The sequence below is a fragment of the Arthrobacter sp. NPDC056727 genome (assembly GCF_042790555.1).
In the GTDB taxonomy this organism is placed as follows: Bacteria; Actinomycetota; Actinomycetes; order Actinomycetales; family Micrococcaceae; genus Arthrobacter.
The window spans coordinates 52,354-70,415 of the sequence record NZ_JBHTZA010000022.1; the positions used below are offsets into that span (position 1 = coordinate 52,354).

The 18,062-nt window shown below is 67.4% G+C and carries 17 protein-coding genes; 12 read left to right on the plus strand and 5 right to left on the minus strand.

Features of this window, described 5'->3' with window-relative positions:
• The first annotated feature begins 158 nt into the window (after positions 1–158).
• Entirely contained in the window at positions 159–1,160 is a 1,002-nt protein-coding gene (locus ACFRAH_RS19015; RefSeq protein WP_377992461.1) for a trypsin-like serine peptidase, read from the plus strand.
• On the plus strand, positions 1,144–1,314 hold the full coding sequence (locus ACFRAH_RS19020; RefSeq protein ID WP_377992462.1) for a hypothetical protein: 171 nt from the start codon (positions 1,144–1,146) through the stop codon (positions 1,312–1,314). Before ACFRAH_RS19015 ends, ACFRAH_RS19020 begins: the two co-directional genes overlap by 17 nt.
• 233 nt (positions 1,315–1,547) lie before the next feature.
• Here the strand turns inward: ACFRAH_RS19020 and purH are convergent, their stop codons facing one another.
• Positions 1,548–3,218 (minus strand): bifunctional phosphoribosylaminoimidazolecarboxamide formyltransferase/IMP cyclohydrolase, encoded by a 1,671-nt coding sequence (gene purH / locus ACFRAH_RS19025; RefSeq protein ID WP_377992463.1) that lies wholly within the window; start codon positions 3,216–3,218, stop codon positions 1,548–1,550.
• A gap of 179 nt (positions 3,219–3,397) precedes the next feature.
• Here purH and ACFRAH_RS19030 point away from each other — a divergent pair, with 179 nt between their 5' ends.
• On the plus strand, positions 3,398–4,750 hold the full coding sequence (locus tag ACFRAH_RS19030) for an MFS transporter (RefSeq protein WP_377992464.1): 1,353 nt from the start codon (positions 3,398–3,400) through the stop codon (positions 4,748–4,750).
• A gap of 117 nt (positions 4,751–4,867) precedes the next feature.
• Here the strand turns inward: ACFRAH_RS19030 and purN are convergent, their stop codons facing one another.
• Positions 4,868–5,446 carry a phosphoribosylglycinamide formyltransferase gene (purN, locus tag ACFRAH_RS19035; protein ID WP_377992465.1) on the minus strand — a complete coding sequence of 193 codons (579 nt, stop codon included), beginning with the start codon at positions 5,444–5,446 and terminating at the stop codon, positions 4,868–4,870.
• Positions 5,447–5,485: 39 nt separating this feature from the next.
• Between purN and ACFRAH_RS19040 the strand changes: the two genes are divergently transcribed.
• Positions 5,486–5,929 (plus strand): hypothetical protein, encoded by a 444-nt coding sequence (locus ACFRAH_RS19040; RefSeq protein WP_377992466.1) that lies wholly within the window; start codon positions 5,486–5,488, stop codon positions 5,927–5,929.
• 25 nt (positions 5,930–5,954) lie between these two features.
• Here ACFRAH_RS19040 and ACFRAH_RS19045 read toward each other — a convergent pair whose 3' ends face one another.
• Entirely contained in the window at positions 5,955–7,274 is a 1,320-nt protein-coding gene (locus ACFRAH_RS19045; protein WP_377992467.1) for a DUF6350 family protein, read from the minus strand.
• A 175-nt stretch (positions 7,275–7,449) separates the two neighbouring features.
• Between ACFRAH_RS19045 and ACFRAH_RS19050 the strand changes: the two genes are divergently transcribed.
• Entirely contained in the window at positions 7,450–7,911 is a 462-nt protein-coding gene (locus ACFRAH_RS19050; protein ID WP_377992468.1) for a DUF4383 domain-containing protein, read from the plus strand.
• Between the two features lie 243 nt (positions 7,912–8,154).
• On the opposite strand, the gene ACFRAH_RS19055 is transcribed toward ACFRAH_RS19050, so the two are convergent.
• Entirely contained in the window at positions 8,155–8,610 is a 456-nt protein-coding gene (locus ACFRAH_RS19055; RefSeq protein ID WP_377992469.1) for a hypothetical protein, read from the minus strand.
• A 10-nt stretch (positions 8,611–8,620) separates the two neighbouring features.
• Positions 8,621–9,925 (minus strand): MFS transporter, encoded by a 1,305-nt coding sequence (locus ACFRAH_RS19060; RefSeq protein ID WP_377992470.1) that lies wholly within the window; start codon positions 9,923–9,925, stop codon positions 8,621–8,623.
• A gap of 574 nt (positions 9,926–10,499) precedes the next feature.
• Here ACFRAH_RS19060 and ACFRAH_RS19065 point away from each other — a divergent pair.
• The 7 genes from ACFRAH_RS19065 to ACFRAH_RS19095 all read left to right on the plus strand — a co-directional run bounded on the left by ACFRAH_RS19065 (position 10,500) and on the right by ACFRAH_RS19095 (position 18,057).
• A complete protein-coding gene (locus ACFRAH_RS19065) occupies positions 10,500–11,108 on the plus strand; it encodes a helix-turn-helix domain-containing protein (RefSeq protein WP_377992471.1) in 609 nt (202 codons plus the stop codon).
• A 224-nt stretch (positions 11,109–11,332) separates the two neighbouring features.
• Entirely contained in the window at positions 11,333–12,715 is a 1,383-nt protein-coding gene (locus tag ACFRAH_RS19070) for an FAD-dependent oxidoreductase (protein WP_377992472.1), read from the plus strand.
• Complete coding sequence (locus ACFRAH_RS19075; RefSeq protein ID WP_377992473.1) at positions 12,712–13,950, plus strand: CaiB/BaiF CoA transferase family protein; 1,239 nt, start codon at positions 12,712–12,714, stop codon at positions 13,948–13,950. Before ACFRAH_RS19070 ends, ACFRAH_RS19075 begins: the two co-directional genes overlap by 4 nt.
• Positions 13,947–14,765 (plus strand): enoyl-CoA hydratase-related protein, encoded by an 819-nt coding sequence (locus ACFRAH_RS19080; RefSeq protein WP_377992474.1) that lies wholly within the window; start codon positions 13,947–13,949, stop codon positions 14,763–14,765. The genes ACFRAH_RS19075 and ACFRAH_RS19080 overlap by 4 nt, the downstream gene beginning before the upstream one ends.
• Positions 14,766–14,803: 38 nt before the next feature.
• Positions 14,804–15,736, plus strand: coding sequence for a dihydrodipicolinate synthase family protein (locus ACFRAH_RS19085; protein ID WP_377992475.1), 933 nt, complete (start codon positions 14,804–14,806; stop codon positions 15,734–15,736).
• Positions 15,736–16,521 carry an SDR family oxidoreductase gene (locus ACFRAH_RS19090; RefSeq protein WP_377992476.1) on the plus strand — a complete coding sequence of 262 codons (786 nt, stop codon included), beginning with the start codon at positions 15,736–15,738 and terminating at the stop codon, positions 16,519–16,521. Before ACFRAH_RS19085 ends, ACFRAH_RS19090 begins: the two co-directional genes overlap by 1 nt.
• A 54-nt stretch (positions 16,522–16,575) precedes the next feature.
• Complete coding sequence (locus tag ACFRAH_RS19095) at positions 16,576–18,057, plus strand: aldehyde dehydrogenase family protein (protein ID WP_377992477.1); 1,482 nt, start codon at positions 16,576–16,578, stop codon at positions 18,055–18,057.
• Positions 18,058–18,062: the final 5 nt, after the last annotated feature.

The following is an 18,062-nucleotide window of genomic DNA, read 5'->3' on the forward strand; positions in this document are numbered from 1 at the left end:
AACCCAGTTGGAACCCCTTGCGGCAGGGGCAGATCAGCACACCCCTACCTGGCAAATAAAACTTGAATCGTCACTAACCGAGCTTGTCATCCCCGGGTAGGTTAATCAGTCACCTGGCGTGCCTCCCGGGCCCGCCCCACCTGATAGGTAGGACCGCAATGACGAGCAAAAAGACTCTGGCCGGCAGCCTCCTGAGCCTCTCCACAGGCCTGCTGTTGGCCGTGAGCGCCATCGGCGGCGCAACAGCCTCTTCTGCAACGTCGCAGGACTTGACCCAACTCCAGGTCGCCAGCACCCCGGTGTCCAGCCCGCAGGGCTACTGGACACCCGAGCGAATGCGCGCCGCCCTTCCCGGAGACGTGCTGGCCGCCAAGGTCGTGGGCCGGCAGGACAACACTGGCGCCCCGTCCCCGGCTGCCGTCGAGACGGGAGCGCTGACGAGGTTCGCCGGCACGGCCCCCCAGACCACGGCAACCACGGCCCTGCACGCAAACGAAACCCCGGTCAGCCACGTCGGCAAGGTTTTCTTCACCCTCGGCGGGATCAACTACGTCTGCTCCGGCAATTCGATTGCCGCACAGAACAAGAGCCTGGTGGCCACCGCCGGCCACTGCGTCAATGAGGGGCCCGGCGCCTTCGCCAAGAACTGGGTCTTCGTTCCCGGCTACATCAACGGAAAGGCCCCCTACGGTCAGTGGGCGGCCAGGTCGCTGTACGCCCCACGGAACTGGACGTCCGGCGGCGACATCCGGTACGACACCGGCTTCGCCTTGGTGGCACGCGTCGGCGGCAAGACCCTGGCCGACGTCGTCGGGGCGTCCGGAGTGGAGTTCAACCAGTCCCGCGGCATGACGTACAAGTCCTACGGGTACCCCGCCGCGGCCCCGTTCACGGGCCAGACCCTGGTCAGTTGCACGGGCACTGCCCACGATGACACCATCAACCCGCAGTTCAACTCGCAGGGCATTTCCTGCGACATGACGGGCGGCTCCTCGGGCGGCCCCTGGTTCGCACAGGGCGACACGAATGCTGTGAGCGGAGCGGACGGCTTCCAGAACTCCATCAACAGTTATGGCTATGGAACCAGTTCCACCACGATGTTCGGGCCGTACTGGGGTTCCACCATCATGAAGGTCTACAACTATGCACAGAACAAGTGATGAACCTGACGGTGCCGAGGTAAGCCACAACGTCAGCGAATCGCCCGAGGAGATCCTCGCCTACTGGACCCCCGAACGGATGGCTGGTGCCGTCCCGAGGGACATCCGGTTGCCGGACCCGGAGGAAAGCCAGCCCCAAACAAAAGAAGACTGAACCAGGTTAAAGCCCGACGGCGGCCGGACCCCTTAAGGGGGCAGCCGCCGTCGCGCATTAACTTGGGCCCACGCCGCCCGGGTTCCCTGGCCGAGCGCAACGAGGTTAGGGAGGCGGTTGGGCCCACGCCGCCCGGGTTCCCTGGCCGAGCGCAGCGAGGTTAGGGAGGCGGTTGGGCCCACGCCGCCCGGGTTCCCTGGCCGAGCGCAGCGAGGTTAGGGAGGCGGTGGGGATTAGTGGAAGAAGTGGCGGGCGCCGGTGAAGTACATGGTGATGCCCGCAGCGTTCGCTGCGGCCACGACTTCCTCGTCCCGGACCGAGCCGCCGGGCTGCACCACAGCCCGGACGCCGGCGTCGATCAGGATCTGCAGGCCGTCGGCGAAGGGGAAGAACGCGTCGGAGGCTGCCACCGCACCGCGGGCACGGGCAGGCGCGCCGGCCGCATCGGCGTTGGAGGCGCCGCCGGCACCGTCGACGTCGGAGTCCACCTGCACACCGAGGGTGTTGGCCCGTTCGACGGCGAGCTTGCAGGAGTCCAGGCGGTTGACCTGGCCCATGCCGATGCCCACTGCGGCACCGTTCGAGGCGAGCAGGATGGCGTTGGATTTGGCTGCGCGGCAGGCGGTCCAGGCGAAGGCGAGGTCGGCCAGAGTGGCGTCGTCGGCCGCTTCGCCGGCGGCGAGCGTCCAGTTGGCGGGGTTGTCGCCGTCGGCGTTCACCTTGTCACTGACCTGCACCAGCACGCCGCCGGAGACCTGGCGGATTTCGGTCGGGTAGCGGCCGTAGCCCTCGGGGAGGGCGAGCAGGCGGATGTTCTTCTTCTTGGAGAGGATCTCCACGGCCTCCGGCTCGAAGCCGGGCGCGATGACCACCTCGGTGAAGATGTCCTTGACGGTGTTCGCCATGCCGGCGGTTACCGTGCGGTTGGCCGCGATAACGCCGCCGAAGGCGGAGACGGGGTCGCAGGCGTGTGCTTTGGCGTGGGCATCGGCGATCGGGTCGGCGGCATCGGCGGAGGCCACGGCCACCCCACAGGGGTTCGCGTGCTTGATGATGGCCACGGCGGGCTCGGCGAAGTCGTAGGCGGCGCGCAATGCTGCGTCAGCGTCCACGAAGTTGTTGTAGCTCATGGCCTTGCCGTGCAGCTGGTCTGCCTGGGCGATACCCACCGGGGCTGCCTTGTCGACGTAAAGCGCGGCCTGCTGGTGCGGGTTCTCGCCGTAGCGCAGCACCTCGGAGCGTTCCAGGGCAAGGCCTGCGTAGGCGGGCCAGTCAATGACGCCGTCGCCGTCCTCATCGAGGAACTGGCTGGCGGTCCAGGTGGCCACGGCGGTGTCGTAGCTGGCGGTGTGCGCGAACGCCTTCGCGGCGAGCCGGCGGCGGGTCTTGAGGTCGAAGCCGCCCTCTGCGGCGGCGCGGACCACGTCGCCGTAGAACGTCGGGTCCACCACGATGGCGACGGCGGCGTGGTTCTTCGCGGCGGAGCGCACCATGGCGGGGCCTCCGATGTCGATCTGCTCCACGACGTCGTCCTGTGCGGCGCCGGACTTCACCGTCTCCACGAACGGGTACAGGTTCACCACGACGAGGTCGAAGGCCTCGATCTCCATCTTGGCGAGGGTCTCCATGTGGGCGGGGACGCGGCGGTCGGCGAGGATGCCGCCGTGGACGCGCGGGTGCAGGGTCTTGACCCGGCCGTCCAGCATCTCCGGGGAACCGGTGACCTCTTCGACTTCCTGGACCGGGATGCCGGCCGCGGCGATCTTCTTGGCGGTGGAGCCGGTGGAAACAATTTTGACGCCTGCTGCGTGCAGGCCCTTGGCGAGCTCCTCCAGACCGGTCTTGTCGTATACCGAGATAAGGGCCCGGCGGATGGGAACACGGTCAAGCTGCGTCAAGCTCACAAAAGTCTCCGTCTTTATAACGCGGTTGATGTGCCGCGGTTGGTGGGGATAGGGCCAGTTTATCGTGTCGACGGGCCTCGTCCGGCTGGCGGGCACAGTGTGAAGCCGGGGACCCTCCCTTCGCCAGGCCCCGGCGCTCCGGTGCATGACGCAACGTAAGGTTTAAGCAGGAGGCCGAGATGAACATTTACACCGCTGTGCCCAGCGGCGAGCAGGTAGTCCAGGAACTGCCGTGGCGCTGGAAAGTGCAGGGCCGGATCTTCGTGATCGGCGGCCTGGGATTCATGTTCGATGCCTGGGACGTCACCCTCAATGGCATCCTCATTCCGCTGCTGTCCACGCACTGGAGCCTCACCCCGGGTGAGGCCGGCTGGATCGGCACGGCCAACCTGATCGGCATGGCCCTGGGTGCCTTCATCTGGGGCACCATCGCGGACACCGTCGGCCGCAGGAAGGCCTTCACGGCGACGCTGCTGATCTTCTCGGCGTTCACGGTGCTCGGCGCCTTCTCCCCCGACTTCATCTGGTTCTGCGTGTTCCGCTTCATGGCCGGCTTCGGCCTGGGCGGCTGCATTCCCGTGGACTACGCGCTGGTGGGTGAATTCACGCCGCGCAGGCAGCGCGGCCGGGTTCTCACCGCCATGGACGGCTGGTGGCCCGTGGGTGCCGCGCTCTGCGGCTTCGTGTCCGCCTGGCTGGTGGCCGCGTTTGCCGACTGGCGCCTGACCATGCTCGTCATGGTTCTGCCCGCGCTGCTGGTGTTCTGGGTGCGGCGCAGCGTGCCGGAGTCGCCGCTGTTCCTGATCCGCAAGGGCCGCCGCGACGAAGCGGCCAGGGTGATCGACGGCCTGGTCGAGGCCACCGGCGCCGAGCCCCGCGCCTACAGCCTGCCCGAGCCTCAGGCGGTACCGCGGCTTTCAGCCGGCAGCGCGTGGCAGCAGCTGCGTGGTGTCTGGCAGTTCAACTGGAAGGTCACGGCCGCAGCCTGGGCCCTGTTCATGAGCATCCTGCTGGTCTACTACCTGTCCCTGACCTGGATGCCGCGAATCCTGATCGGCGCCGGGTTCGCCGAGTACAAGGCGTTCCTGACGACGGCGGGAATGGCCGCCGTCGGGCTTCTGGGTGTCATCGCGGCAGCGCTGCTCGTGGAGCGCGTGGGCCGCAAGTGGCTCTTGGCCATCACCGGGCCGCTGTCCGCGCTGGTCCTGGTGGTGGTGGCGTTCGTGGTGGATGTGCCCACCGCCGCGGTGTTCTGGCTGCTGGTGTTCGGCTTCGTGGTGCAGGTGGCCATCCCGGTGCTCTACGCCTACGTTTCGGAGCTGTACCCCACTGAACTGCGCGGCAGCGGCTTCGGCTGGGCGTCCACGTTCTCGCGGCTGGGCGCAGGCTTCGGCCCGCTCATCTTCGCGAACTACTTCTGGCCGCAGCTGGGCCTGGCGACGTCGTTCGCCCTCGCCGGCGGCCTGGTGGTCCTGTCCGTTCTCTGGATGGCGTTCTCCTCCCCCGAAACCCGCCAGCGCCGCCTCGAGTAGCACTCCCGCTACCCAACTGACTGGCAGTTGTTGTCGTTTTGAGGGCTCAAAACGACAACAACTGCGAGCTAGTTGGGTGGGGAGGACGGGATCGGTCTGTCGGGCCCCGGGCGGCTGTTACTTCGCGGCGGCGTACTCGGCAGCCAGGGCCGCCAGGGTGGAGACCAGCAGCCGCCGCTCCACCACCTTGATCCGTTCGTGCAGGGTTTCCTCGGTGTCGCCGTCCTCGATGGCCACAGCCTCCTGGGCGATGATGGGCCCGGTGTCCACGCCGGCGTCGGCCCAGTGCACCGTGCAGCCCGTGACCTTCACGCCGTACGCCATGGCGTCGCGGACGCCGTGGGCGCCGGGGAAGGACGGCAGCAGCGCGGGGTGCGTGTTGAGGTATTTTCCGTCGAAGGCGTCGATGAACTCGGGGCTCACGATCCGCATGAACCCTGAGGAGACCACCACGTCCGGCTGGTACGCGGCAACGGCCGCGGTCAGGGCCGCGTTCCACTCCCCGCGGTCCGGGTAGCCCTTGAAGTCCACCACGAAGGTCTCGATCCCGGCTGCAGCAGAGCGCTCCACACCGTAGGTTCCCGGCCTGTCCGCGCCCACAGCGGCGATTTCAACATCCAGGCCCCCGGCTTGAACGGCGTCGATGACGGCCTGCAGGTTGGAACCGGTTCCGGAGACGAGGACTACTATGCGCATTGCTCAAGCTTAGGCGGCTGCTCGCGTAGGCTGGAAAACATGAACCCCATTCCGGGCCCCCAGGGGCCGCAGCGGACCGCGCGTCCGCTCAGCGAGGAGGCCAAAGCCTCGCTCCAGAAGACGCACAACCTGTTCCGCATGTTCATTGTGGCCGTGCTGGGCGCCTTCTTCGTGTTCCAGCTGGACATCGCCTACCTGTGGCTGACGGCCATCCTGACGGCGGCGGGGATCGTGCTCGGGGTCATGGTGCTCATCCGGGCCGTCCGGCTCAAGGAATCCAAACTGGTACTGTTCGGCACAATTTCCGGCCTGGTAGTTGCCGCTGTCATGGTTCTCGTGGTCCTGACCTCGGCGCTGTTCTTCAACCAGGTGCGCGACTTCCAGCACTGTTCCCGCCAGGCGCTGACCAGCAAGGCGAGCACGGAGTGCCGGGTCCAGCTGGAGAACTCGCTGCCCGGACAGCTTAAGCAGCAGGTCCGCTAAGGCCGCCGGCCTTTGTCCGGAAAGGCTATCTGCTGCCCGGGGCGGTCCCCAGCTCGGCATCCCGCAGTTGCCGGCGTTCCAGCCACGGTCCCGCCGCGTACCCAATTACGACGCCGATGCCCACTTCCGCCGTCAGCCAGACTGCCGTCCACAACGGGTCCGGGCCGACGTCCGTGAGGCGGCCGATGCCGGCCGAGCCGCGCGCCAGCCAGGCGAGGGCTGCTGCCAGCACTCCGGCAGCGGCCCCGACGATCAGCGCCAGGAACAGCGTGGACGCCGCGGCGGTCAGCCAGCGGACGTGGAGCTTGATGGACAGCCATTCATCGAAGTGGTTTTCACCTTCGCGCAGGAACCACCAGCCGGCCAGGACCCCGGCGAGCACGGGAACCACCAGCGCCACCGGGCCGAAATCGAGCGGTCCGGCCGGGATCGCCGCAAAAACAGGGATGGTGGGAAGCGGCCCCACGGCGGTCCCCAGCGGACCCACGTGCGAGCCGGCGCCAAGCGCAAATCCGGAACCGGTCAGCCATGCGAGCGCGAAGACCGCGAGGTTGGGAAGGAAGCCGAGCTGCGCAACGGTGAGGGCCGCGCCTCCGACGGGTCCGGCGTCGAGCGCTTCATAGACCGCCACCACCAGGTTCCAGTGGATGAGAAGGTCCACGGCCAGCAACGCCGATGAGATGGCGAGCGCCGCGATGACAGCCACAAAACCGGCCTTGGCTGCGGAGGCCAGGTACGAACCCGCCCACCGAGAATGCTGGCTGGTGCGGGCGATCCAGTCCACGGCGTCGACGCCGATCAGCCGGCTCCATGAACCGGCCTCGCGGCGGGCGCCGATCACCATACCGAGTCCGAACGGAACCAGCGGCAGGAGCCCGGCCCACCACAGGAAGACCCCAACGTCCTCGGTCCGGCAGATAAACCCGGTGGCGATGCCAAAACCCGCATAGACCAGCCACGAGCCGAGCAGCGCCTGCCACAGCTGATCGGTGTAGGAGGCACGGGCCAGGCGTCTGCCCGCCCGCCAGGCCAGCAGGAACGGGATGAGGGTCAGGCCCAGTGGAAGCAGCCACAGTGTGCCGGTTTCGGGCCTCGCGGCAGCGCCCTCCCCCACTGTGGTGATGTACAGGGGGACTCCGTGGATGACCAGCCACGCCTGGCCGGCCAGACGGGCCAGGGCATCCAGGCCTGCGCTGCCGAAACCGGAGCTCGCCCAGACAGCAACAATGGGCGCGATGACCACCAGCGCCGAGATGAAAGCCGCCTGCGCGGACTCAAGCCCTCCCTGCAGCCACAGGGGCATGGGTAGGCCACGGTCTCCGGTCTGGTCAGCACGCAGTTTCATCGCCTCCATCGTGCCACGCGGGGCCCCGCCCAGCCGTTTTCGACAGGCTCAACGGCGCGGGAAACTCGACCGGCCGCCAGCCTGCGCCCGTGCACGGCAGGTTCAACGGCAAGCGCTTTTTCGGAAGGCCCGACGTAAAATTAGCTTGTCCGCATTCAGTGGTTGGAGGCAGAAAATGACTACCGCATCCCCACATGCACACGGCGTCCACTTTGGCAGGACTGATGTCCAGAACGCTGGCATGGGTGTAGGTATTGTCTTGATGGTGGTCGGTGTTCTGGGATTCATCCCGGGCATCACCGCACGGTATGGCGAACTGATGTTCGTTGGGCCTGATTCGCACGCCATGTTCCTCGGCCTGTTCCAGGTGTCCATGCTGCTCAACATCGTGCAGCTGGTCATTGGCGCAACGGGCTGGGCCATGTCCCGCGGCGAGATGGGCGCGCGACGGTTCCTGCTGGGAGCCGGTGCGCTGTATATCGTGCTTAGCATCTACGGGCTCAGTGTCGGCGTGGATTCGGCGGCCAACTTCCTGTCGCTGAACATGCTGGACAACTGGACGCACATGGTGCTGGGCGTGCTGATGATTGCCTGTGGCTGGATGTTTTCACGGCATTCGGTCGAGGACAGGAAATAGCCCGGAACGCGAACGCCGGGAACTAGGAGCCGCGAATGAGTAGATATCTAATCTGAGTATTCGTACTACCGGTTGGTGCAGGCGGCCACGCACAGACGTGGGCGGCTGCACCAACTTTGTGTCCGGCCTTTTTCAAGGCCCGACGGCGGGCGGCCGGCACGCAGGAAGGCCTGGACTCCGTGAGTCCAGGCCTTCCCATCGGTTCTTATGGTTGCCGCCGACCTTCTGGCTGGATGGGGCTTCCTAGGAGGCCCTTCCCTCCACGCTGGGCGGAAGGGTGTCCCACTCCGTTTCCGCGGCGCGCATCCAGGGATAGGGCAACAGTTCCGCGATGTTGACCTTTCCCACCTCGCCCTGGGCGTCGACCAGGACTGTGGCCCCGGTTCCGTACATGCGCAGCAGTTCCCGGCAGAGCCCGCACGGGTTGGTGACCTGAGGCTGTCCCTGGCCGTCCATGCTCACGGCCACCACGGAGCTGACCGATGGTTCCCGGGCCATCCGGGCGTTGGCGACGGCGCTGGATTCGGCGCACACGTTGATGCGCTTTGAGCCAAGATGCAGTCCGAGGTAGATGGTCCCGGATTCACCCCGCACGGCGGCGGCCACGCGGTGGTTCTCGCTGTGGTGGGAGGTCAGCAGCTGCCGGCGGGCTGCCTCGTAAAGCTCCACGTCGGAAGCGCTGAGTTCAAAGGAGATCACGCCTGTGTTTCTAGCTGCCAATGAAGATGCCGTTCTTCTTCCGGGCGAGCAGATAGAAGACGATGCTCAGCGCCGACAGGACGGCCACGTATACGGGGAAGATCCAGGAGGCGTTCAGTGACTGGAGCCAGACCAGGAGGTAGGAGGCCGTGCCGCCGAAGATGGCGACGCCCAGGCCGTAGCCGAGGGCCGTGCCGGCGCCGCGGCAGTTCTTCGGCATGAGGGAGCTTGTGACCACGTTGTAGAGGGTCATGTTCAGGACCAGCACCACTGAGCCGCCGAGCAGGACCGCAGCGAAGCCGGCAATGCCGGGCCGGACGTACAGCAGCATGAGGAACACCGACGGAATGGCCAGTGCACGGGTGACCAGGAACCACTTCGACATTGACTTGCCGTCCGCAACCTTGCTGATGATGAGGCTTCCGATAACCAGCACGACGCCGAGGATGGTGGTGAGGGCGAAGACAACGGTGGCGTCCTCCTTGAAGCCGCTCCGCGCCGCCGTCGGGAGTCCTGTGTTCCAGGCGTAGTTGTAGGCCTGGGCAGCGCCGACCACGAACGTGATGGCCAGTACGCTGAGCCAGTGCCTGCGCACCCCGCCCCAGACGGTCTTGGCGGAATTGTCCGCCAATTCCTCGGGCTTCATGGTTTCAGGAAGGGTCCGCCGGAGGTAGACGACGACGAAGCCGAAGGCTGCGCCGACGATGAACGGCACGCGCCATCCCCAGTCGGACATGACGGCTCCGCCGAGTATCAGGCTCGACAGCCAGCTGACCAGGGAGGCGAGCAGGATGCCCGCGTTGACGTAGAAGGAGATGACGCCGGCAACAAAGCCCTCGCGCCCTTCGGGTACGAGTTCCACGGCGTGGGCGGTGGACAGGGGTGCTTCAACTCCCGTGGAGATGCCCTGGATGATGCGGCAGACCAGCAGGATCACGCCGGCGGCGCCGCCAATCTGGTCGTAGGTGGGCGACACGGCAATGATCAGGGTGGTGACCGCCATCATCATGATGGACCAGAGCATCACCCGACGCCGTCCGATCCTGTCGGCGAACGTGCCCAGCAGAATTCCGCCCAGCGGACGGAAGGCGAAGCCGACGGCGAAGACAGCGAGGGCGCTCAGCGTTGCGGCCACAGGGTCATGGGACGGGAAGAACTTGGGTCCGATGAAGGCCGACAGCAGGCCAAAGACCATCCAGTCGTACCATTCCAGGGTGTTGCCCAGTCCGAGGCCAAGCAGGCCCCGGCGGATTTCGGGAGAGAGCCGGGACTTCCGGCCGCTCTCCAGGTCAGTCTTGACGACAGTGTCAGTCATGATTCCTTATTCCTTCCCCCGCACCGTCTTCAGTGCGTGAGGGTACGGACCACCGGCGGGCACCCCTGTTGGGGTCGCCGGCAATCGAAACTATCGTTTGGCTTGGTCCGCGGGCGGGACCGGTTCACCCCATGGGAGGTGAGTTAGCCCAGATAGCTACGCATGCCTCTTCGTAGCGCTTGAATGCAAACGGGCCATCCAGCTCGGCAACAAGGAACTGGTCCCTGCCGGCCGGCCACCTTGCGGTTTTGCGGATGGCTTGGCAGATGTCACTGCAGCTTCACTGGGAAACGAACGTGGACCCGGGCCGGCCGCACCTTCCGCCAGAAGGCCGTGGAGCCCAGTCCTGTTCGCAGCGTCAATCCGAGTGTTGCAGCTCACATAACTATATTGAAGATCTTCACAGAGTCAATGGTTGGGGGAACGCTGGATCCCGCCCCACCGGGACAGTCATAAAGCCGCAGGTCAACAGGGAATCAAGCCGGGACGAGGCAGAAATATTCACCAAACCATTGATCCCGTAAAAATCTTCACTATAGTTATGCGGGTCAGCTCATCCAGAGAAGGACGGATCATGACCAACGAGAGCCTTCCGGCAACTTCCCCCGCCGGCACCAGCGTTCTTCTTGCCACCGTAGGCAACAAGATCCGCAACATGCGCAAGGACAAAGGCATGACCCTTGCGAAGCTCTCTGAAATCACCGGCCTCAGCCCGGCGATCGTAAGCCAGATCGAACGGGGCCTGGCCAATCCGTCCTTCACTACCCTGGCACAGCTGGCCCACGGCCTGGACATCCCCGTAGGGAAGTTCTTCCTTGGACAGGAAGAAACCAGGTCCCCGGTAGTCCGCAAGGGCGAGCGGCGGAACCTCAAGGGCGTAACCAAGAAGTCCGTGGGCGAGGCGGTCTATGAACTGCTCACCCCGGACCTCAACGGCGCCCTGGAGGCCCAGTGGATCGTGAGTCCGCCAGGCCACGACACCAGCGCCACTCCGTTCCGGCACAGCGGCGAGGAATTCGGCATCATCCTCTCCGGCCGGAAAGACATCTATCTGGACGGTGAGTGCTACACCCTCGAGGAAGGCGACTCGATCACCTTCTCGTCGGATACGCCCCACTGGTACAAGAACAGCTACGAAGAGGTATGTGTAGCGATCTGGGTTAACGCACCTCACGCGTGGTGATCGGCCGGCCCTAGCCGCCGAAGCGATATCTCCATTCCGCCGCCGCTCCGGTGTGCGCCGGAGGCCTTTCCCAACCCCTGCAGCAGGGCCCAGCACCGGGCCGCGCTGCGCCATACCCACTGCCGGGTGGAACTCGCGGTCAGCGTCGCCGCGCGTTTCCCCGGGCACCGTCTTCTACCTCACCGGCTGCCGTTCCCTCGGCCCTGCCGGAAAGTAAGGATCCCATGAACTCCCCCGCAACCTTCAGCTCACTGGACCTCGCCAGCACGACGGCGGATCTCACCGCTCCGGTCATCTCCCGTTCCGATGTACTGGTGGTCGGCGGCGGTCCCGCCGGTGTGGCCGCCGCCGTCACCGCGGCCCGTTCCGGCGCCTCCGTCACCTTGCTGGAGCGCTACTCCGCCCTTGGCGGCCTCGCTTCGGGCGGCATGGTCCTGGTGCTCGATGACATGATCAACGGCCAGGAAATCACCGTCACCGGCATCGTCTCCGAGTACGTCGAACGGCTCCAGAAGCTGGGTCTGGCGATCGTACCGCCGGCCGATGACCGCAGGACCTCCGAGGAACTCTGGAACAAATGGGGCCGCTTCGGCACCTTCGACTTCCACTCCCACACCAACCCCAAACCCATCTGCTACGCCGCCGCGTTCGACCCCGACGGCTGGAAGCGGGTCTCCAACGACCTGGTCCGCGAGGCCGGCGTAAACCTCCGCCTGCACTCCTGGTTCTCCCGCCCGATCGTGGACAACGGCGTCATGAAGGGCGTCGTGTGCGAGACCAAGTCCGGCCCGCAGGCGTTCATGGCCGACGTCGTCATCGACACCACCGGCGACATCGACGTCGCCTCCCGTGCCGGCGCCAGCCACATCAAGGACAGCTACCTCACCACCCTCGTCTTCCGCCTCGGCAACGTCGACACCAAGGCCGCGGAGGCCTTCGAGCAGGCCAACCCGAAGGAAGCCCGCGCCATCAACCGCAAGATCAAGCGCCTCCTTGGCGGCGCCTGGGAACTGTGGTGGCTCAAGACCCCCATCGACGGCGTTGTCTGGTGCAATGCGCCCCACATGACCGGCTTCGACGGCGTCGATCCGGCGGACATGACCGCCGCCGAGTTCGCCGCCCGCGACCGGATCACCGAGGCCGTGGAGTACGTCCGCGCCCACCTGCCCGGCTTCGAAAACTGCTACATGCTCGATGTCGCCTCCCAGATGGGTGTCCGGCAGACCCGCCTGCTGGAGGGCGAGTATGTGATGACCAAGGACGACGTCACCTCACGCCGCCACTTCGCCGACACCGTGGCCCGCGGCCGCGACTACTACTACCCCTTCCGCTCACTGCTGCCGAAGGAAGTGGACCAGCTGCTGGTCGCCGGCCGGCACTACTCCGCCACCCCCGAGGCGCAGAAGATGTCCCGCGAAATCCCGCCCTGCATGGCCATGGGCCAGGCCGTCGGCGTCGCCGCCGCACTGGCCGTCCAGAACGGAACCCTCGTCCGCGACGTCTCCGCCCTGGACATCCAGCAGGGCATGCGCCGGCACGGCGCGGACCCGGGCGACGTCCCGTCGTCGAACGCCACGCTCGACGCCGCTGCGGTGGTGGGGGCATGAGCACCGTCACCGAAGAACGCACGACGGCGGCATCCACCGCCGCTGCGTCCGGCACCCCGCTCCCGCTCGATGGAATCAAGATCGTCGACTTCACCCAAGTGTTCATGGGCCCGTCCTGCACGCAGCTCCTCGGCGACTACGGTGCGGACATCATCAAGGTGGAACGCCCGGGCGCCGGGGACATCTCCCGGAACTCCTTCCCGGACAAGGACGGCCAGGACAATCCGATCTTCCTGTCCATCAACCGGAACAAGCGCAGCGTCTCCGTGGACACCCGCACCGAGGAAGGCCGGAACGTGCTGCACGCCATCATGGCCGACGCGGACGTGGTGGTCAGCAACTTCCGCTCCGGCGTGATGGAGCGGATGGGCTTCGGCTACGACGAGCTCAAGGCGGAGAACCCGGCCATCATCTGGGCCTCCGGCACCGGCTTCGGCCCCGAGGGCCCGTACTCGCACAAGGGCGGCCAGGACGCGATCGCGCAGGCCTACTCGGGCGTCATGTGGCGGCGCGAATCGGAGGACATGAAGCCCTCCATCTACCCCACCACGCTGTGCGACTACATCACCGGCATGCACCTCATGCAGGGCATCCTGCTTGCGCTGCGCACCCGGGAAACCTCCGGCGTCGGGCAAAAAGTGGAGGTGACCATGTACGACTCCATGCTGCACCTGCAGATGCAGGAGGCGTGCATGCAGCTCAACCGCGGCTTCGAGGTCAACTGGGGCGCCATGCCGCTCAGCGGCGTCTTTGAGACCACCGACGGCGCCGTCTGCATGGTGGGCGGCTTCACCCCCGACCCGCTGGCACGGATCTCCGAGGCGCTGGGCCTGGACGAGGACCTCACGCTGCGGCCCGAGTTCGCGGACCTGGAACAACAGTTCAAGCACAAGCCCGCGCTGCAAGCCATCTTCCGCGAGCGCATCGCCACCAACACCACCGAGTACTGGACCGGGCGGCTGGAGGAGAAGGGACTGCTCAACGCCCCGGTGCACACCCTGGAGCAGACCCTGGCCGACGCGCAGACGCACGCCAACGGCATGATCGTGGAGGCAGAGCACCCGGGCGTCGGCACCGTCAAGATGCTCAACGCGCCCATCCGGCTCTCCGCCACCCCGCCCAGCATCCGCCGGGTGGCCCCGCGGCTCGGCGAGCACAACGTCGAGGTGCTGCTGGAGAACGGCTTCGACGCCGCGACCATCGAGCGCCTGCAGCAGCTGGGGGTGCTCCGGTGACGGCGGTTGCAGACTCCCGCGCGACGGCAGTGCTGGATCAGGTCACGCTGACCATCGAGAACCACGTCGCCACCGTGGTGATCGACCGCCAGCACGTGCTCAACGCCGTCGACGGCAACTCCCAGGCACGGCTCAACGAAATCTGGGACCAGCTGGAAGCCGATCCCGACGTCCGCGCCGTGGTCATCACCGGCGCCGGCACCCGGGCCTTCTGCGTCGGCGCGGACATGTCAGCCTCGGCCGTGGACAAGACCGGCCTCGAATACTGGGCCGCCCTGGACCCGAACGGGTTCGGCGGCCTGAGCCTGCGGACCACGCTGGACGTGCCGGTGATCGCCAAGGTCAACGGGTACGCGCTCGGCGGCGGCATGGAGATCGTGCTCGGCGCCGACATCGTGGTGGCCGCGGACACCGCGCGCTTCGGGCTGACGGAACCGCGCGTCGGGCGTTTGGCGCTCGACGGCGGCATCCACCAGCTGGTGCGCCGGATCCCGTACACCCAGGCGATGGGCATGCTCCTGACCGGGCGCAAGGCCGAAGCGACCGAGATGCAATCGATGGGGCTGGTCAACGAGGTGGTCCCGGCGGAAGAGCTCGACGCCGCTGTGCAGCGCTGGCTGGACCAGATCTTGGCCTGCGCCCCCACCTCCGTCCGGGCCGTCAAGCAGATGGTCACCCAGACCGGACACCTGACGGCCAAGGAGGCCCGGGGGCTCCGGCTGCCGGCCCTGATGGCCGCGCTGGACAGCGAAGACTCCGCCGAGGGCGTGCGCGCCTTCCAGGAGAAGCGGCCGCCGGTCTGGCCCGGCCGCTAGACGTATCCGAATTGATCGAAAACAGTAGGGAGAAACCTATGCGGGAGTCATTGACACCCGGAGTGTGGGGCGTCGTCGCCACGCCGTTCCAGGGCAGCGCTCTGGACGTCGACACGGACAGCCTGGCCGAACTCGTGGGCTACTACGAGTCGATCGGGGCCACAGGCCTGACGGTCCTGGGCGTGTTCGGCGAGGCTGCCGCCCTGACGGCCGCCGAACGCAGCCTGGTCCTGGAGGTGGCCGTGGAAGAAACGCGGCTGCCCCTCGTTGCGGGGGTGACGGCGCTCCACTCCGGCACCGCCGTGGAGGAAATCCGGGCCATCCAGGCGGCCACCGGGGACCGGCTGGCCGCGGTCATGGTGCAGGCCAACTCCGCGCAGCCCGGGGTGGTCATGGCCCATCTGAACGCCCTCCACCGGTCCACCGGCGCCAACGTCGTGCTGCAGGACTACCCGCTCGCCAGCGGCGTCAGCATCAGCACCGAGGCGCTCATCGCCGTGGTGCAGGCGTGCCCCTTCGTCATCGCGGTCAAGGCCGAGGCCCCGCCCACCTCCGTGGCGATCGGGCAACTGACCGCCGCCCTCGACGTCTCCGTGTTCGGCGGCCTCGGCGGGCAAGGCCTGCTGGACGAACTCATGGCCGGTGCTGCCGGGGCGATGACCGGTTTCTCCTACCCGGAAGCGCTCATCGCCTGCGTGAAGGCGTGGCAGCGGGACGGCTACGGGGCCGCCCGCGACGCGCTGCTGCCCTACCTGCCGCTGATCAACTTTGAACAGCAGGCGAAGATCGCCCTCGCGGTCCGCAAGGAATGCCTGCGCCAGCGCGGCCTGATTGCCGACGCCGGGGTCCGGGCACCCGCCGCCGTCTTCCCGGAGGTCCTCCGGAACGCACTGCGCACCCATCTGGACGAGGCGGCTACGGCCCTTGGCCCGAATCCGGCCGCCGCTTCCACCATGGCAAGGAGCCATTGATGGACCTCGGAATCAGCGGCAAGACCGCCCTGGTGGCCGCCTCAACCGGCGGCCTGGGCCTCGCCGTCGCCCGGGCCCTGGCGGCCGAGGGCGCCCGGGTGGCGATCACCGGGCGGCGCCGCGAGCGCGCCGAGCAGATCGCGGCCGGACTGCAGTCGGAAGGGCACAGCGCCGTCGCCGTTGAGGCGGACCTCAGCACCCCCGACGGCGTGGCCGCCGCCGTCGAAAAGACGGTGGACGCCCTCGGACCCGTCGACATCCTGGTGCTCAACGGCCCGGGGCCCAAGCCCGGGGCAGCCGCCACGCTCGGCGCCGACGACATCGCCGCGGCCTTCGAACAGCTGGTCAAACCGCACCACGCGCTGGTCTCGCACGTCCTGCCGGGCATGCGGGAACGCCGCTGGGGCAGGATCCTCGCCGTCGGCTCCAGCGGAGTCGTGGCACCGCTGCCCAACCTGGCCGTATCAAACACCGGCCGCGCGGCCCTGGCCGGCTACCTCAAAACGCTCGCGGCCGAGGTCGCCCTGGACGCCGTCACGGTCAACATGCTTCTGCCCGGACGCATCGCCACGGACCGGGTCGCGGAACTGGACCAGGCCGCCGCCAAGCGCCGCGGCACCACGGCCGAGGAAATCCGGCTCGAATCCCGCAAGACCATCCCCGCCCGCCGCTACGGCGAGCCCGAAGAATTCGGCGCCGCCGCCGCGTTCCTCTGCAGCGCCCCGGCGTCGTACATCACCGGCGTGGCACTGCGGTGCGACGGCGGCCTGATCCGCGGACTCTGAACGGCGCCGGCACGCACACTTCTTCCCTCTGCCTGACCCTTACGAAGGAGCCCCATGACTTCCACCATCACAAACCCTTCCACCAACTCCACTGAACTGGACCTCATCACCGCCCGGCACCTCATCAACGGCGAATGGCTCGGCGAGGCCGGGACCGAACGCATGAACCCCGCCCGTCCGGGCGAACTCGCAGCCCTCTCCCCCAGCGGCACCGCCGAGGACGTCGACGCCGCCGTCAGCGCCGCCACTGCCGCCCAGCCGGCCTGGGCCGCAATGCCCGCCCCGGCCCGCGGCGCCATCCTCATGGCCGCCGGCGACCTCCTGCTCGAACGCCAGACTGCGATCGCCGGGGACCTGGTCCGTGAGGAAGGCAAGACCCTCGCCGAAGCCAAGGGGGAGGTCAAACGCGCCTCGGACGTGCTGCGGTTCTTTGGCTCGCTCGGCTGGGCCGCAACGGGAGAAGTGCTGCCCAGCGGCCTGCCGGACACCACCATCACCACCCGCCGCGAGCCGCTCGGCGTCGTCGGCCTCATCACGCCCTGGAACTTCCCCATCGCAATCCCGGCCTGGAAATCCGCCCCGGCCCTGATCAGCGGCAACACAGTGGTGATCAAGCCGGCCGAACTCACCCCGCTCTCCGCCACGCACCTGGCACGTGCCCTGCAGGACGCCGGGCTGCCGGCAGGGGTCTTCAACGTGGTCCACGGCAAGGGCCGCGTGGTGGGCGACGCCCTGGCCCGCGACCCGCGCATCGCAGGGATGTCCTTCACCGGTTCCACATCCGTGGGCCTGGGCCTGGAGGGGATCCTGAACGCCCGCCGCGCCCGGGTCCAGCTGGAAATGGGCGGCAAGAACGGCGTCCTGGTCCTGGACGACGCCGATCCCCGCAAGGCCGCCAAGGTGGTCGCCGCAGGCGCGTTCGGCCTCACCGGCCAGGCCTGCACCGCGACCTCACGCGTCTACGTCACGCCCGGCATCCGCGAGTCCTTCCTGGCGGCCCTCACCGAGGAAGCCGCCGCCCTCACCCCCGGCGACGGCATGGACGCAGGGACTACGATTGGCGCCGTCGTGAGCCGCCAGCAGTTCGAACAGAACCAGGCGGCGGTGCGCACCGCCGTCGAACGCGGTGCCACGCTGCTGCACGGCGAGCACGACGGCGGCACGGACGCCGGATACCGCTTCCCGCCCGCCGTGCTCACGGACCTGCCCTTCGACGACGCCGCTGTGACGGAGGAGATTTTCGGGCCCGTGGTCGCCGTCCTGGAGGTCCCGGACTACGAGGCCGGGCTCGCCGCGATCAACGGTTCCCGGTACGGCCTGACCGCCGGCATCTGCACCGACTCGCTGGCGCTGGCCACCGACTTCGCCGCCCGCGCCCAGGCCGGCGTCATCAAGGTCAACCGTCCGACGGCAGGACTGGACCTGAATGTCCCGTTCGGCGGCGTCAAGGACTCCTCCACCAACACGTTCCGGGAGCAGGGGAAGACGGCGCTGGACTTCTTCACGTGGGGCAAGACCGTCTATACCGGCGTGTAGCTCGC

What these genes read in the sequence shown, in the direction of transcription:
- ACFRAH_RS19015 (WP_377992461.1), top strand. Translation starts at nt 159, where the DNA reads ATGACGAGCAAAAAGACTCTGGCCGGCAGCCTCCTGAGCCTCTCCACA.
- ACFRAH_RS19020 (WP_377992462.1), top strand. Translation starts at nt 1,144, where the DNA reads ATGCACAGAACAAGTGATGAACCTGACGGTGCCGAGGTAAGCCACAAC.
- ACFRAH_RS19030 (WP_377992464.1), top strand. Translation starts at nt 3,398, where the DNA reads ATGAACATTTACACCGCTGTGCCCAGCGGCGAGCAGGTAGTCCAGGAA.
- purN (WP_377992465.1), bottom strand. Translation starts at nt 5,446, where the DNA reads ATGCGCATAGTAGTCCTCGTCTCCGGAACCGGTTCCAACCTGCAGGCC.
- ACFRAH_RS19040 (WP_377992466.1), top strand. Translation starts at nt 5,486, where the DNA reads ATGAACCCCATTCCGGGCCCCCAGGGGCCGCAGCGGACCGCGCGTCCG.
- ACFRAH_RS19045 (WP_377992467.1), bottom strand. Translation starts at nt 7,274, where the DNA reads ATGAAACTGCGTGCTGACCAGACCGGAGACCGTGGCCTACCCATGCCC.
- ACFRAH_RS19050 (WP_377992468.1), top strand. Translation starts at nt 7,450, where the DNA reads ATGACTACCGCATCCCCACATGCACACGGCGTCCACTTTGGCAGGACT.
- ACFRAH_RS19060 (WP_377992470.1), bottom strand. Translation starts at nt 9,925, where the DNA reads ATGACTGACACTGTCGTCAAGACTGACCTGGAGAGCGGCCGGAAGTCC.
- ACFRAH_RS19065 (WP_377992471.1), top strand. Translation starts at nt 10,500, where the DNA reads ATGACCAACGAGAGCCTTCCGGCAACTTCCCCCGCCGGCACCAGCGTT.
- ACFRAH_RS19070 (WP_377992472.1), top strand. Translation starts at nt 11,333, where the DNA reads ATGAACTCCCCCGCAACCTTCAGCTCACTGGACCTCGCCAGCACGACG.
- ACFRAH_RS19075 (WP_377992473.1), top strand. Translation starts at nt 12,712, where the DNA reads ATGAGCACCGTCACCGAAGAACGCACGACGGCGGCATCCACCGCCGCT.
- ACFRAH_RS19085 (WP_377992475.1), top strand. Translation starts at nt 14,804, where the DNA reads ATGCGGGAGTCATTGACACCCGGAGTGTGGGGCGTCGTCGCCACGCCG.
- ACFRAH_RS19090 (WP_377992476.1), top strand. Translation starts at nt 15,736, where the DNA reads ATGGACCTCGGAATCAGCGGCAAGACCGCCCTGGTGGCCGCCTCAACC.
- ACFRAH_RS19095 (WP_377992477.1), top strand. Translation starts at nt 16,576, where the DNA reads ATGACTTCCACCATCACAAACCCTTCCACCAACTCCACTGAACTGGAC.